This is a genomic window from Mycobacterium sp. NPDC003323, assembly GCF_053589535.1.
In genome coordinates, this window is the sequence record NZ_JBSFSB010000006.1 from 211,248 (window position 1) to 224,649 (window position 13,402).

The following is a 13,402-nucleotide window of genomic DNA, read 5'->3' on the forward strand; positions in this document are numbered from 1 at the left end:
CTGTCAGTGTACGTGCCGTGGTTGTCTACCTAAGTTAGCGAACTGACGCGCTATGGTGTCGGTCGTGCTGAGGATGACGCGGTGACGGCCGAGCAGCCCTTGCTGGCGGGGGTACGGGTACTCGACCTCGGCGGTCCCGACGCCGCGGCGGTCACCCGGCTACTGGCCGATCTGGGCGCCGACGTCCTGCGCGTCGAGGTTCCCGGCGGCGACGAGGACCGTCGGGCGGCGCCGCTGGTGAACGGCACCAGCGTGCCGTTCATCCTGGACAACGCCAACAAGCGGTGCGCCGCGCTGGATCCCGTGGACGCCGCGGACCGGGCTCGCTTCGACGAACTGGTCACCGGCGCCGACATCCTGGTCGACAGCGGTTCGGGCCGGCTCGGCGCGTTCGGCACCTCCTGTGCGGCACTGGCCGAGCGCCACCCCGACCTGGTGGCGCTGTCGGTCACCGACTTCGGCGTCGACGGTCCCTACCGGGACTGGCAGGGCACCGACGCCGTCTTCTACGCCATGTCGACCGCGCTGTCGCGCTCGGGCCCGCCCACCGGTACCCCGGTGCTGCCACCGTCGGGCATCGCCACGGCGACCGCCGCAGCGCAGGCGGCGTGGGCCGTGCTGGCGGCCTACTACCACCGACTGCGGCACGGCGGCGGGGAGTACATCGACTTCTCCCGGTTCGAGGCCGTCGTGCAGGCGCTCGACCCGCCGTTCGGGTCGCAGGGACAGGCCGCCTCGGGTCTGAAGCGCACCGGCGGCTGGCGTGGACGTCCGCGTAACCAGCAGATCTACCCGACCTTCCGGTGCCGCGACGGGTATGTGCGCATCTGCCTGCTGTCGGCGCGGCAATGGCGTGGCATGCGGGCGTGGCTGGGGGAGCCCGAGGAGTTCAGCGGACCCGAATTCGACTCGATCGGTGCCCGCTTCGCGGCCTCCGCCCAACTCAACGCGGCCATCGGGGCATTGTTCGCGCCGGAGTCGATGCACGATCTGGTCGCCCAGGGACAGAGTCGAGGCGTGCCGATCGCGGCGGTGCAGACGCCGGCCGAGGCGCTGGCCTCCGATCATTTCCGCGCCGTCGGCGCGCTGGCTCCGCTGCCGGTCGCCGACGGCGGGTCCGTGACGGTCCCCGTGGGCCCGTTCGTCATCGACGGCAGACATGTCGGATTGACCGCACCGGCGTGCGACGGTGCCGCCGCGCAGTGGCTCGACGCGCCGAATCCGCTGGGACGGCCCCGCAAGGACGGACGGCGGCCGTTCGACGGGCTGCGGATTCTCGACCTCGGGGTCATCGTCGCCGGCGGTGAACTCGGAAGGTTGTTCGCCGACCTCGGGGCACGGGTCGTCAAGGTGGAGAGTGCCGCCTATCCCGACGGGCTGCGCCAGACCGCACCGGGGCAGGCGATGAGCTCCTCCTGGGCGCTGACCCACCGCAACGAACTGAGCTTCGGGGTCGACCTGCGGTCACCGGAGGGCGCGGAGATCTTCGGACGGTTGGTCAGCCGGACCGATGTGGTGTTCGCCAACTTCAAACCGGGAACGCTTGCCGCACTCGGCTTCTCCTATGACAAGCTGCGCGAGCTGAATCCCCGGGTGGTGCTCGCCGAGAGCAGTGCATTCGGGGATTCCGGGCCGTGGAGTGACCGGATGGGTTACGGGCCGCTGGTGCGCGCCACCACCGGTGTCACCCGATTGTGGCGCGGTGTGGGGGCGCAGGTCGACCACTTCTTCGACGCCACCACGATTTTCCCCGATCACGTCGCCGCCCGGATCACCGCGATCGCCACCCTGGCCGTGCTGATCGGCCGGGAACGCACCGGAACCGGTGCGCATGTGCACATCTCGCAGGCCGAGGTCGCGGTCAATCAGCTCGCCATGGCCTATGTCGGCGAGGCCGCGACGCGGGCCGGGGTGGCCGTCACCGCGGACCCTGCGGTGCATGCGGTGTGCCCGTGCGCAGGTGAGGACGAATGGTGTGTCATCTCGGTGCGCGACCAGAAGGACCGGGACACGCTGGCATCCCTGATCGGCATCGATCTGCCCGCCGACGCCGGCGCGCTCACCGCCATTCTGGGGGCCTTCACCGCCGACCGGGACAAGCACGAGGTGAGCGAGCAACTGCAGCGCGCCGGCATCCCGGCCGGCCCGATGAACCGGGCCGGCGATGTGCTCGACGATGTGCAGGTGCAGTTCCGGTCGCTATACGCCGAGCTGAAGCACCCGCTGTTCGACGAACCGATGCCGAGTGAAACCGGACCAGCTCCGTATCGCCGCATTCCCCGCGGTGAGTTGCGTCCCGCCCCGATGGCCGGGCAGCACACCCGTGACATCGCCCACCGGGCGCTCGGCCTCGACCAGGTCGAGATCGACCGGCTGATCGCCGCCGACGTCTTGTTCGAATACACCGACGACCACCAGGAGTGACCCCGTGAGCACCGCATCCATCTTCATCGGTGGCGAGTTCCGCACTGCGGCAGAGTCCACCCCCGTCATCGAGGCGGCCACTGAGCAACAACTCGGACTGGGTTCGGCGGCAACCCAATCCGAGGTCGACGCCGCGGTCGCGGCGGCCCGCGACGCGCTGCAGGTCTGGGCAGGCACCCCCGCTGCCGAGCGCGCCGCCGTGCTGCGGCGCTTCGCCGACGCCCTGCAACAACGGGGCGCGGACACCCACCGCCTGTGCTCGCGTGAGAACGGCATGCCGATCCGGCTGTCCAAGGGCGCCAACGGCATCTATCCCGCGCTGCTGCTGCGCTACTACGCGGACCTGATCGAGTCCGGTGCCGACGAGGACACCCGCCCGGCGGCCATCGGACACACCATCGTGCGCCGCGAACCGGTGGGTGTGGTCGCCGCGATCACGCCGTGGAACTATCCGCAGGCGCTGGCCGCGATGAAGATCGCGCCCGCGTTGGCCGCCGGAGCCACCATGGTGCTCAAGGCCGCACCCGAAACGGCACTGGACGCACTGGTATTCGCCGAGGCCGCGCAGGAGGCCGGTCTCCCCGCCGGCGTGCTCAACGTCATCGCCGGTGGACCCGGGGCCGGGGCGCACCTGGTCGCACATCCGGGTGTGGACAAGGTCGCCTTCACCGGTTCGACCGCCGCCGGACGCACCATCGCGCAGGTGTGCGGCCAACTGCTGCGTCCGGTGACGCTGGAACTCGGCGGCAAGTCGGCGGCGATCATTCTCGACGATGCCGACCTGGACGCGACGGTCAAGGGTTTGCGCTCGGCATCGTTCGTCAACAACGGTCAGACCTGTCACCTGAGTTCGCGCATCCTGGCGCCGCGCTCGCGCTATGCCGAGGTGGTCGACGCGGTCGCGGCGCTGGCCGACGGACTGGTGGTCGGCGATCCGCTGGAGAAGGCCACCGATATCGGCCCGCTGGTCAGCAAGCGTCAGCAGGACCGGGTGCTCGACTACATCGACATCGGCAGGTCGGAGGCCAAACTGGTGGCCGGCGGTTCGGTTCCGGCCGATCAGCCGCAGGGCTGGTTCGTCTCGCCCACGGTGTTCGCCGATGTCGACAACTCGGCGCGCATCGCCCAGGAGGAGATCTTCGGCCCGGTGTTGACGGTCATCCCGTACGGCACCGAGCAGGAGGCCATCGACATCGCCAACGACAGCGAGTTCGGCTTGGGCGGCACCGTGTGGTCCACCGACGTCGAGCGGGCCACCGATATCGCGCGGGCCGTGCGCACCGGCACCATCGGCGTCAACGAGTACCAGCTGGACGTGAACGCACCGTTCGGCGGGGTCAAGGCCAGCGGGCTCGGTCGCGAACTCGGACCCGAGGGAATGGCCGCCTATCAGGTGCTCAAGTCGATCTACCGGGTCGGCCCCGCCTGATATCGGCGAGCGTGCGTGTCTGCACCCCAACACGCCGCGCCCAGCCAAGAGTTTCCGCACGCTCGTGGAGAGGAATGCACCCATGACCATCGACCCCAGGACCCCGGTGCTCGTCGGGTACGGCCAGGTCAATCAGCGCGAGGAGAGCGCGGCGAACGAGCCGGTCGACCTGATGGAGTCCGCCGCACGCGCGGCGGCCGATCCCCGGGTGCTGGCCGCCGTCGACTCGGTGCGGATCGTGAACCTGCTGTCGTGGCGTTACCGCGACCCCGGTCTGCTGCTGGCCCAGCGCATCGGAGCCGGTGACGCCGAGACCTGCTACACCCCGATCGGCGGGAACATCCCGCAGTCACTGGTCAACCAGGCCTGCCTGGACATCCAGCAGGGCCGCAACGAGGTCGTGCTGATCAGCGGCGGTGAAACCTGGCGCAGCCGCACACGGCTGCGGGCTCGAGGCGAAAAGCTGGTCGGCACCAAGCAGGACGAGTCGGTGCCGCTGGCACCCGGGTCCGAGGATGAGTTCGCCCTGGCCGGGCCGGGTGAGCTGCGCATCCACCTGGACCGACCGGCGTTCGTCTATCCGATGTTCGAACAGGCGCTGCGCATCGCCGCCGGGGAGTCACCGGCAGCGCACCAACACCGCATCGGTGAGCTGTGGGCGCGCTTCAGTGCCGTGGCGGCCTCGAACCCGCACGCCTGGAACCAGCAAGCGGTGCCGGCCGAGGAGATCGCCACGCCCGGACCGAAGAACCGGATGATCAGCGCGCCCTACACCAAGCTGATGAACTCCAACAACATGGTGGACCAGGGCGCCGCGTTGATCCTGATGTCGGCGCAGAAGGCGACGTACCTGCAGATTCCCAGGGAGCGTTGGGTTTTCCCGTACGCCGGGACCGACGCCCACGACACCTACGAGATCAGTCAGCGCGCCGAGTTCCACGGCTCACCGGCGATCCGGATCGGTGGGCGCCGCGCGCTCGAACTCGCCGAAACCGGTATCGGCGATATCGCCATGGTCGACGTCTACTCCTGCTTCCCCTCGGCGGTGCAGGTGGCGGCCAACGAGTTGGGGCTGCCCCTCGATGACCCGCAGCGACCGCTGACGGTCACCGGCGGCCTGACGTTCGCCGGCGGCCCGTGGAACAACTACGTCACCCACTCGATCGCGACCATGGCGGAGCGCCTGGTCGCCGCTCCGGGCAGCCGCGGGCTGATCACCGCCAATGGCGGCTACCTCACCAAGCACAGCTTCGGGGTGTACGGTACCGAGCCGCCCAGCCACGAATTCCGCTGGGAGGACGTGCAGTCCGCGGTGGACGCCGAGCCGACGCGGGCCGCGGAGGTCGAGTGGTCCGGGGTGGGGACGGTGGAGACCTGGACGACGCCGTTCGACCGCGACGGTGTGCCGGAGAAGGCCTTCCTGGCGGTGCGCACCCCGGCGGACACCCGCACGCTGGCGGTGCTCGACGATCGTTCCCAGGCGCAGGCCAGCGTCGCCGAGGACATCGCCGGCGCGAAGGTCACCGTGCACGCCGACGGAACGGCGACGCTGGGCTGAGCTACAGCAGGCCCAGCGCCGCCACGGCGTCGCGTTCCTCGCGTAGTTCGGTCAGCGAGGCGTCGATGCGGGATCGTGAGAAGGCGTTGACGTCAAGGCCTTCGACGATCTCCCAGCGCCCGTCGACCGAACGGCACGGGAAGGAGCACACCAGTCCCTCCTCGACACCGTAGGCGCCGGGGGAGGGCAGGGCCACCGACGTCCAGTCACCGTCGGGGGTGCCGTGCACCCAGTCGTCGATGTGGTCGATGGCGCCGTTGGCGGCCGAGGCCGCCGAACTGGCACCGCGTGCCTCGATGATCGCGGTGCCGCGCCGGGCCACCGTCGGTATGAAATCATCAGCCAGCCAATGGGTGTCGGCGGCGTAGTCGGCGCCCGACCGGCCGCCGACGATGGCGTGGAAGATGTCGGGGTACTGCGTCGGGGAGTGGTTGCCCCAGATGGTCATCCGGCTGATCTCGGTGACCGGCACGCGTGCGTGGCGGGCCATCGCGGCCACCGCGCGGTTGTGGTCCAGTCGGGTCAGCGCGGTGAACCGCTCGCGCGGGATGTCGGGTGCGTGCGTCGAGGCCACCAGGGCATTGGTGTTGGCGGGATTTCCGACGACCAGAACCCGCACCCCCGTGGAGGCGCCGGCGTTGAGCGCCGCACCCGCGGTGGCGAAGATCTGGGCGTTGGCACCCAACAGATCGGCACGTTCCATCCCCTTGGTGCGTGGCCGGGCACCGATCAGCAGGGCGACGTCGACGCCGTCGAAGGCCCGCACCGGGTCGTCGTAGATCTCGGTGCCGGCCAGCAGTGGGAAGGCGCCGTCATCGAGTTCCATCACGACGCCCTCGGCGGCGCGGACAGCGTCGGGCAGTTCCAGTAGTCGGAGGGTGACCGGGGTGTCACGGCCGAGCATGGCGCCCGCGGCGATCCGGAACAGGGCAGCGTAACCGATCTGGCCGGCGGCACCGGTGACGACGACGTTGACCGGGGTGGGGAACATGGGGACCACCCTAGCGGTGGTCAGTTGAACAGTTCGGCCAGTGGGACTTTCGAATCCGCCAATTGATCAGGGTCGATCTTCTTGCCGGACCGGATGACCGCCTTGATGTCATCGAGTCCTTCCCAGATGTTCACGTTCATCCCCGCCAGCACGCGGTTCTTCTTGTCCAGCCAGAACGAGGTGTATTCACGTTTGGTGACATCGCCGCGGAACACCACCGAGTCGTACTGGGGTGCATAGCCGACGTATTCCATGCCGAGGTCGTACTGATCGGTGTAGAAGTAGGGCAGCTCGTCGTATATCCCCGGGGTGCCCAGCATGCCGGCGACGGCCACCTCCGGCTGCTTGAGCGCGTTGGCCCAATGTTCGGTGCGTATCCGGGTGCCGTACAGCGGATGCTGGGCTGACACGATATCGCCGACGGCGTAGATATCGTCGTCGCTGGTCTTGAGCGACGCGTCGACGGCGATACCGCCCTCGACGATGTCCAGGCCGGCTTGTTCGGCCAGCTCCACGTTGGGTTGGGCACCGACCGCGATCAGCACGGCGTCGGCGACCACCGTCGAACCGTCGCCCAGCCGCAGTCCGGTGGCGGGCCCGCCGGCGGTGGTGGTGATGCCGTCGACGGTGGCACCGAAGCGCAGATCCACGCCATGGTCGGTGTGCAGGGCGGCGAAGATCTCGGCGTTCTCGCGCCCCAGCGCAGTCAGCAGGGGCAACTCGGCCGTTTCGACGACCGTCACCTCGATCCCGCGCGACCGTGCGGACGCCGCGACCTCCAGCCCGATCCAGCCCGCGCCCACGATCGCCAGCCGCTTACCGTGTTCCAGGACCGACAGCAGCGTGGCGGCATCGCCGACGGTGCGTAGCACGTGCACACCGTCGGCGTCGGCGCCGGGGATCGTGAGCCGACGTGGCCGGGAACCGGTGGCCAACAGCAACTTGTCGTAGTGCTCGTGACGGCCTTCGTCGAAGCTGATGGCATGCGCCGCCGGGTCGATCGTCGTGACCTCGGTACCGAGCCGGAGATCGACATCGTGCTCGCGGTACCAATCGGCTTGCTGCACGGTGAAATCGGCCGGTGTGGCCTTGCCCGCCAGATAGTCCTTCGACAGCGGAGGACGCTCGTAGGGGAGTTCGTCCTCGGCACCGAACAGGATGATGGTGCCGCCGAAGTCCTTGCTGCGCAGTGCCTCAACCGCCTTGGCGCCGGCGAGTCCGCCGCCGATGATGACATGGGTGGGTTTGGTCATGACCGCTTCTCCGTCCGCTCGGACTTGATGGTGTCGCGCAGGTCGTCGTCCAGGGATACCCGCACCAGTGCGGCGGCGAGTTGGGCCGATCGGCGGGGCGCGAGCCTGCCCAGGTTGTCCGGGGCGGCAGGCAGTCCGAGCTCGCGGGCGGCGTCGACGGCACGATCGTCGAAGTAGGGCCGCACCCATGTCCAGGTGTCCTGCACTTCCCGTAGGAAGATGTCCGCACCGGTCGGGCCGATGCCCTTGAATTCCTGCAGGTCCCGCTTGGCCACTGCCACATCATGTTTCGCGTACTCGGCGAGATTGCGCAGATCCCCGCCGTACTCGTCGCGTACCCGGGATGCCAGTTCGGTCATCCGGGTCGCCGAACTCTCGTCGTAGCGGGCGTAATGGGCGCGGCCGAATGCCTCGATCATGGTCTTGCGGTCGGCGTCGAGGACGGCGTCCGGTGTCCGCAGTCCCGACGTGTGTAGCTCGTGGGCGGCCGCGGTGGCGATATCCGCGCCGATGGGTTTGCTGGCCAGCATGGCCAGCGTAAGCAGTTGGAACAGCGGTGCCGGTGTGTCCTTGAGTGAGATGCCGGCTTCATCGGCGTAGGTGGTGCCTGCGTGTTCGAGGAGTCGATCGACTGTTTCTTCGTGATCCGACATCCGGTTGAGGTACCCCGCGCACGGGCCACGACAAACGTCGGCTATTTGGGCTCGAGTGACCTCGCGTGGTCGGCCCCGCGCTGCACCCAGGATCGCAGCGTGCGCTTGTCGGTCAGGCCCGTCGTCGCCACCCGGATCCAGCCACGGACCTCACGGCCGGACATCACCATCGGCGTCACATGGGCGCGTGCCAGCAGCGTTTCGGTCGTCTCGGGCGGCACCCGCACCATCAACCCGCCCTGGCCCGAGACGCAGACGGCCATATTGCCGTTCACCAGGAAAGCCAGCCCGCCGAACATCCGCTTCTCGTCGGCGCCGCCGAGCAGCTCTCGGACCCGCTCGGCGAGGTCTTCGTCGTAGGCCATCGTCAGTCCAGATCGATGCGAATGGTGAGTAGGTCGCTGCCCATGGCCCGCACCATCGCGCTGTTGAGCTGCGGCAGCTGGGCCAGCCGGGCGATCGGATCATCCGAGGGCAGCAGGTGCGCGGTGCCGGTGCGCCATCGACCCCTGATCCGGACCCGGACGGCCGGGTCGGCTTTGATGTTTCGCACGTAGTGCGAATGCTCACCGTGCTCTGAGACCATCCAGAACTGATTGTCGACGACCCGCCCGCCCACCGCGGTGCGCCGCGGCTGCCCGGACTTGCGGCCGGTGGTCTCCAGCATGGTGACGGGCAGACGCCGTCCGACGGGATTGACGACGCGGCGCTGAACGGGATGCACGACACGGCGTTTGAGCGCGTTCACGTCGGTCATGCCGCCGAGTTTAAGCCGAACCGGGCTCGCACCGGACCTCGAAATTCACCGAGTTGGCGATGAAACACAGGTGATGGGCGCGCTCGTGGATATCGAGCAGCGCATCGGCCTGCGACGGATCGGCCAGCGACACCACCGGCCGAAGCGTGACGTCGGTGAAATGCCCGCCCCCGTCCGGTGTTTCGGCCATGGTCCCCGACGGGTGGTCGGTGTAGCCGGTGACCACGATGCCCTGCTGCGCGCACAGCGCCAGAAACCACAGCATGTGGCACTGCGACAGCGACGCCACCAGCAGTTCCTCGGGGTTCCAGCGCTGCGGATCACCGCGGAAGGACGGATCCGAGCTGCCGGCGATGGTCGGCTTGCCCGGCGCGCTGATCTCGTGCGCCCGTTCGTATTCCCGGTAGCCGCTGGTGCCCGTACCGGTATTGCCCGTCCAGGTGATATCGAGCGCGTACTGATGCGTCTTACCGGTCATGCCGGTCACCTTATCCCGGCGAGCAGACGTGAATGGCCCCTATATCCCGAGATATAGGGCCATTCACGTCTGCTCGCGGCGGGGGTTGGAGAGCTGTCAGGCGGCCGCGGTCACCGTCTCGGCGGCCGGCTCCAGCGCCAAGGCCACGATCTCGGCGACATCGGTCATCGGCCGCACCTCCAGCGCATCGAGCACCTCGGCCGGGACCTCGTCGAGATCGGGTTCGTTGCGCTGCGGGATGAAGACGGTCTTCAGCCCGGCCCGCTGTGCGGCGAGCAGCTTCTGCTTGACACCGCCGATGGGCAGCACCCGGCCGTTCAGCGTGACCTCGCCGGTCATGCCGACATCGCCGCGCACCTGCCGTCCGGTGGCCATGGAAACCAACGCGGTCACCATCGTCACGCCGGCCGACGGGCCGTCCTTGGGCACCGCGCCCGCGGGCACGTGGACGTGGATCTGCCGGTCCAGTGCCTTCGGGTCGACGCCCAACTGCTCGGCGTGCGCGCGGACGTAGGACAGCGCGATCTGCGCCGACTCCTTCATCACGTCGCCCAGTTGACCCGTCAGCTTCAGCCCCGGCTCCGCGTCGACCGAACCGGCCTCGATGTAGAGCACATCGCCGCCCAGTCCGGTGACGGCCAGGCCGGTCGCCACGCCCGGGACCGACGTGCGTTCGTCGGAATCCGGGGTGAACCGCGGACGGCCCAGGTACGCAACGAGATCCGGCTCATCGATCGTGATCGGGTCACCGGCGATCTTGGTGGTGACCTTGCGCAGTGCCTTGGCCAGTAGCCGCTCGAACTGGCGCACGCCCGGTTCGCGGGTGTAGTCGGCCGCGATCTTGCGCAGTGCGGCGTCGGTGACGGTGACCTCATCGGAGGTCAGCGCGGCCCGTTCGGCCTGGCGCGGCAGCAGGTAATCCCGGGCGATGGCCACCTTGTCGTCCTCGGTGTACCCGTCGATCTGGATCAGCTCCATGCGGTCCAGCAGCGCCGACGGGATGTTCTCGATCACGTTGGCCGTGGCCAGGAACACCACGTCGCTCAGATCGAGATCCAGCTCCAGGTAGTGGTCGCGGAAGGTGTGGTTCTGCGCCGGGTCCAGCACCTCCAGCAGCGCCGATGACGGGTCGCCGCGGTAGTCCGAACCGACCTTGTCGATCTCGTCGAGCAGCACGACGGGGTTCATCGATCCCGCCTCACCGATGGCTCGCACGATGCGGCCTGGCAGCGCACCGACGTAGGTGCGCCGGTGCCCGCGGATCTCGGCCTCGTCGCGCACGCCGCCGAGAGCCACGCGAACGAACTTGCGGCCCAACGCCCGTGCCACGGATTCGCCCAACGAGGTCTTACCGACGCCGGGAGGCCCGGACAGCACCATGACCGCACCCGAACCGCGACCGCCGACGACGGACATGTTGCGCTGGGCGCGCCGCGCGCGCACCGCCAGGTACTCGACGATGCGATCCTTGACGTCGTCGAGTCCGTGGTGATCGGCGTCCAGGATCTCGCGGGCGGACTTCAGATCCGTCGAATCCTCGGTGCGGGAGTTCCACGGCAGGTCCAGCACGGTGTCCAGCCAGGTGCGGATCCAACCGCCCTCGGGGCTCTGGTCGCTGGTGCGTTCCAGCTTGCCGACCTCGCGCAGCGCGGCCTCGCGGACCTTCTCGGGCAGCTCGGCGGCCTCCACGCGGGCCCGATAATCCGCTGGGTCGTCAGCACCCTCTGGGCCCAATTCCCCGAGTTCCTTGCGGATCGCGGCCAGCTGCTGGCGCAGCAGGAATTCCTTCTGCTGCTTGTCCATTCCGGCCCGGACGTCCTCGGCGATCTTGTCGTTGACCTCGGTCTCGGCCAGGTGCTCGCCGGTCCAGTCGATCAGCAGACGGAGGCGACGGCCCACATCGGAGGTTTCCAGTAGCTCGCGTTTCTGCACGTCGGTCAGGTACGACGCGTAGCCGGCGGTGTCGGCCAGCGCGGACGGATCGCTGATCTTGTTGACGACGTCGACGATCTGCCAGGCTTCGCGCCGCTGCAGCATCGCCAGCAGCAGCTTCTTGTACTCGCCCGCCAGCGTCTTGGTCTCCTCGGACACCTCGGCATCGGCGATCGGGTCGACCTCGACCCACAGCGCCGCGCCCGGTCCGGTCGTGCCCGAGCCGATGTGTGCGCGGGTCTCGCCCTTGACGACGGCAGCGGCGCCGCCGCCCGGGACCCGGCCGACCTGCACGATCGAGGCCAGCACACCGTGGGTGGGATAGCGGTCATCCAGGCGCGGGGCGATGAGCAGCGTGCCGGTCTCACCCTCGCCGGCTGCGACCTGGGCCGCTTCGACGGCGGCGCGGGCGGCGTCGTCGAGCTCGATGGGCACCACCATGCCGGGCAGCACGATGGGTTCGCTGACGAACAAGACCGGGACTGCGATGGCTTCAGACATCAAACCTCCAAAGTTGATTCTGAGGGGCTCAACTACGGAGGCGGTCGGGTTGTTCCCGGCGGCGCGGTGCTGCGCTGTGGGCGAACACACTGTAGGAATCCGCCGATATTGTTCGGATCTTCGGTGCACCGTCAGGCTCGTTCGCGCGCGTTAGCGCCTCCGGCGCGAGTTTCGGTTACCTTTGATCCTTAGTGGCGACCATTTATGCCTACGGCCCGCTGGGAGCCGGTCACATCAATCCCACGCTCGGGATCGTGGCCGAACTCTTACGCCGGGACCACCGGGTGACCTATTGGGCGCCCCGCATGTTCGGCGATCGAATCGCCGAGACAGGTGCCCGGTTCGAACCTGTCATCTCAACCTGGGAACAGGTCGATGGTGGGCCACCGCAAATGCATGGCAAGGAACTGATCCGAGCGATGGGATTGCTGCTGGATGAGACCGCAGCCGTGGTGCCCCTTCTCGCCGCGACGCAGCCTCCCGACCTAGTGCTGCACGACGGCACACTCGCCTGGTGGGGCAGGATCCTGGCTCATCGGTGGCGTGTGCCCGCGGTGGAGACCTGGCCGAACTTCGTCAGCAATGAGCATTGGTCGATGAACACCTATGCCGAGATCAACCCGGTCAGCCCGCGGTTCCTGTGGCAGATATTCCGGATCGGCCGCTACTTGCGCAGCCAGGACATCGGCGGGGTCGGCAACTTCCTCCAAGGCCGGTCCGCAGCCGCGCGGCTCGTCACCCTGCCCCGCGCCTTCCAGTACTCCGGTGAGACCTTCGAGGGATGGCATTTCGTCGGGCCATGTCTCACCGAGCAGGCTTTGAACGCCGACTGGACGCCACCGGCAAACCGTCGACCGGTCCTGCTGGTCTCACTCGGGACGGCCTACAACGACCGGCCCGAGTTCTACCGGATGATCGTCGAGTCGGCCGCCGACCGGCCCTGGCATGTTGTGCTCGCGATCGGCGGACAGGTCGCTCCAGACGGGCTCGGACCCATCCCGGACAATGTCGAGGTCCATGATCAGGTGCCGCAGGTGGCCGTCCTACGGCACGCTCACGCCTTCCTAACCCACGGCGGGATGGGCAGCACCATGGAGAGCATCTACCAGCGGGTTCCGTTGATCGCAATACCGCAGATGGCCGAGCAGCGGGCGAACGCCGATCGGATCGCCGGGCTTGGCCTCGGGCTCGCTCTCAACCCGGAGCACCTCGACGCCACTGCCATCTGGACGGCGGTGACCGCGGCCGCCGGCGATGCGGGCATACGTGATCGACTGGGTCAGATGCGTACCGAGATGGATGCTGCCGGAGGCGCCGCCACGGCTGCGGACGTGATCGAACGGGTACTGGACCAACCTCGCGTGCTCGGCGAACACTGAGCCGATGTGACCGCGGACGAGGCTGGCGCCGACGAGTTGCGCAGTTC

General features: G+C 68.5%; 11 protein-coding genes. 4 read left to right on the forward strand and 7 right to left on the reverse strand.

Features of this window, described 5'->3' with window-relative positions:
* Positions 1 to 81: 81 nt before the first annotated feature.
* From ACWDUN_RS16845 to ACWDUN_RS16855, 3 genes are all read left to right on the forward strand, one after another.
* Entirely contained in the window at positions 82 to 2,424 is a 2,343-nt protein-coding gene (locus ACWDUN_RS16845) for a CoA transferase (RefSeq protein ID WP_449930523.1), read from the forward strand.
* Between the two features lie 4 nt (positions 2,425 to 2,428).
* Complete coding sequence (locus ACWDUN_RS16850) at positions 2,429 to 3,853, forward strand: aldehyde dehydrogenase (protein WP_449930525.1); 1,425 nt, start codon at positions 2,429 to 2,431, stop codon at positions 3,851 to 3,853.
* Positions 3,854 to 3,935: 82 nt separating this feature from the next.
* The gene (locus tag ACWDUN_RS16855) at positions 3,936 to 5,411 is read left to right on the forward strand and encodes an acetyl-CoA acetyltransferase (protein WP_449930527.1); all 1,476 of its coding nucleotides are present in this window, start codon (positions 3,936 to 3,938) and stop codon (positions 5,409 to 5,411) included.
* A 1-nt stretch (position 5,412) separates the two neighbouring features.
* Here the strand turns inward: ACWDUN_RS16855 and ACWDUN_RS16860 are convergent, their stop codons facing one another.
* The 7 genes from ACWDUN_RS16860 to lon all read right to left on the reverse strand — a co-directional run bounded on the left by ACWDUN_RS16860 (position 5,413) and on the right by lon (position 11,976).
* Complete coding sequence (locus ACWDUN_RS16860) at positions 5,413 to 6,402, reverse strand: malate dehydrogenase (protein WP_449930529.1); 990 nt, start codon at positions 6,400 to 6,402, stop codon at positions 5,413 to 5,415.
* A 20-nt stretch (positions 6,403 to 6,422) separates the two neighbouring features.
* On the reverse strand, positions 6,423 to 7,655 hold the full coding sequence (locus tag ACWDUN_RS16865) for an NAD(P)/FAD-dependent oxidoreductase (RefSeq protein ID WP_449930531.1): 1,233 nt from the start codon (positions 7,653 to 7,655) through the stop codon (positions 6,423 to 6,425).
* Complete coding sequence (locus ACWDUN_RS16870) at positions 7,652 to 8,308, reverse strand: endonuclease (protein WP_449930533.1); 657 nt, start codon at positions 8,306 to 8,308, stop codon at positions 7,652 to 7,654. The genes ACWDUN_RS16865 and ACWDUN_RS16870 overlap by 4 nt, the downstream gene beginning before the upstream one ends.
* Positions 8,309 to 8,349: 41 nt before the next feature.
* Positions 8,350 to 8,673 (reverse strand): TfoX/Sxy family protein, encoded by a 324-nt coding sequence (locus ACWDUN_RS16875; protein WP_449930535.1) that lies wholly within the window; start codon positions 8,671 to 8,673, stop codon positions 8,350 to 8,352.
* A gap of 2 nt (positions 8,674 to 8,675) precedes the next feature.
* Complete coding sequence (locus ACWDUN_RS16880; RefSeq protein ID WP_449930537.1) at positions 8,676 to 9,065, reverse strand: nitroreductase family deazaflavin-dependent oxidoreductase; 390 nt, start codon at positions 9,063 to 9,065, stop codon at positions 8,676 to 8,678.
* Between the two features lie 10 nt (positions 9,066 to 9,075).
* A complete protein-coding gene (locus ACWDUN_RS16885) occupies positions 9,076 to 9,543 on the reverse strand; it encodes an OsmC family protein (RefSeq protein WP_449930539.1) in 468 nt (155 codons plus the stop codon).
* A 96-nt stretch (positions 9,544 to 9,639) separates the two neighbouring features.
* On the reverse strand, positions 9,640 to 11,976 hold the full coding sequence (lon, locus tag ACWDUN_RS16890; RefSeq protein ID WP_449930541.1) for an endopeptidase La: 2,337 nt from the start codon (positions 11,974 to 11,976) through the stop codon (positions 9,640 to 9,642).
* Between the two features lie 191 nt (positions 11,977 to 12,167).
* Here lon and ACWDUN_RS16895 point away from each other — a divergent pair, with 191 nt between their 5' ends.
* Positions 12,168 to 13,355, forward strand: coding sequence for a macrolide family glycosyltransferase (locus ACWDUN_RS16895; protein WP_449930543.1), 1,188 nt, complete (start codon positions 12,168 to 12,170; stop codon positions 13,353 to 13,355).
* Positions 13,356 to 13,402: the final 47 nt, after the last annotated feature.

Bases quoted from the DNA above. Each gene is read 5' to 3' on its own strand.
- ACWDUN_RS16865 (WP_449930531.1), bottom strand. From the start codon at position 7,655: ATGACCAAACCCACCCATGTCATCATCGGCGGCGGACTCGCCGGCGCC.
- ACWDUN_RS16875 (WP_449930535.1), bottom strand. From the start codon at position 8,673: ATGGCCTACGACGAAGACCTCGCCGAGCGGGTCCGAGAGCTGCTCGGC.
- ACWDUN_RS16855 (WP_449930527.1), top strand. From the start codon at position 3,936: ATGACCATCGACCCCAGGACCCCGGTGCTCGTCGGGTACGGCCAGGTC.
- ACWDUN_RS16885 (WP_449930539.1), bottom strand. From the start codon at position 9,543: ATGACCGGTAAGACGCATCAGTACGCGCTCGATATCACCTGGACGGGC.
- ACWDUN_RS16860 (WP_449930529.1), bottom strand. From the start codon at position 6,402: ATGTTCCCCACCCCGGTCAACGTCGTCGTCACCGGTGCCGCCGGCCAG.
- ACWDUN_RS16880 (WP_449930537.1), bottom strand. From the start codon at position 9,065: ATGACCGACGTGAACGCGCTCAAACGCCGTGTCGTGCATCCCGTTCAG.
- lon (WP_449930541.1), bottom strand. From the start codon at position 11,976: ATGTCTGAAGCCATCGCAGTCCCGGTCTTGTTCGTCAGCGAACCCATC.
- ACWDUN_RS16870 (WP_449930533.1), bottom strand. From the start codon at position 8,308: ATGTCGGATCACGAAGAAACAGTCGATCGACTCCTCGAACACGCAGGC.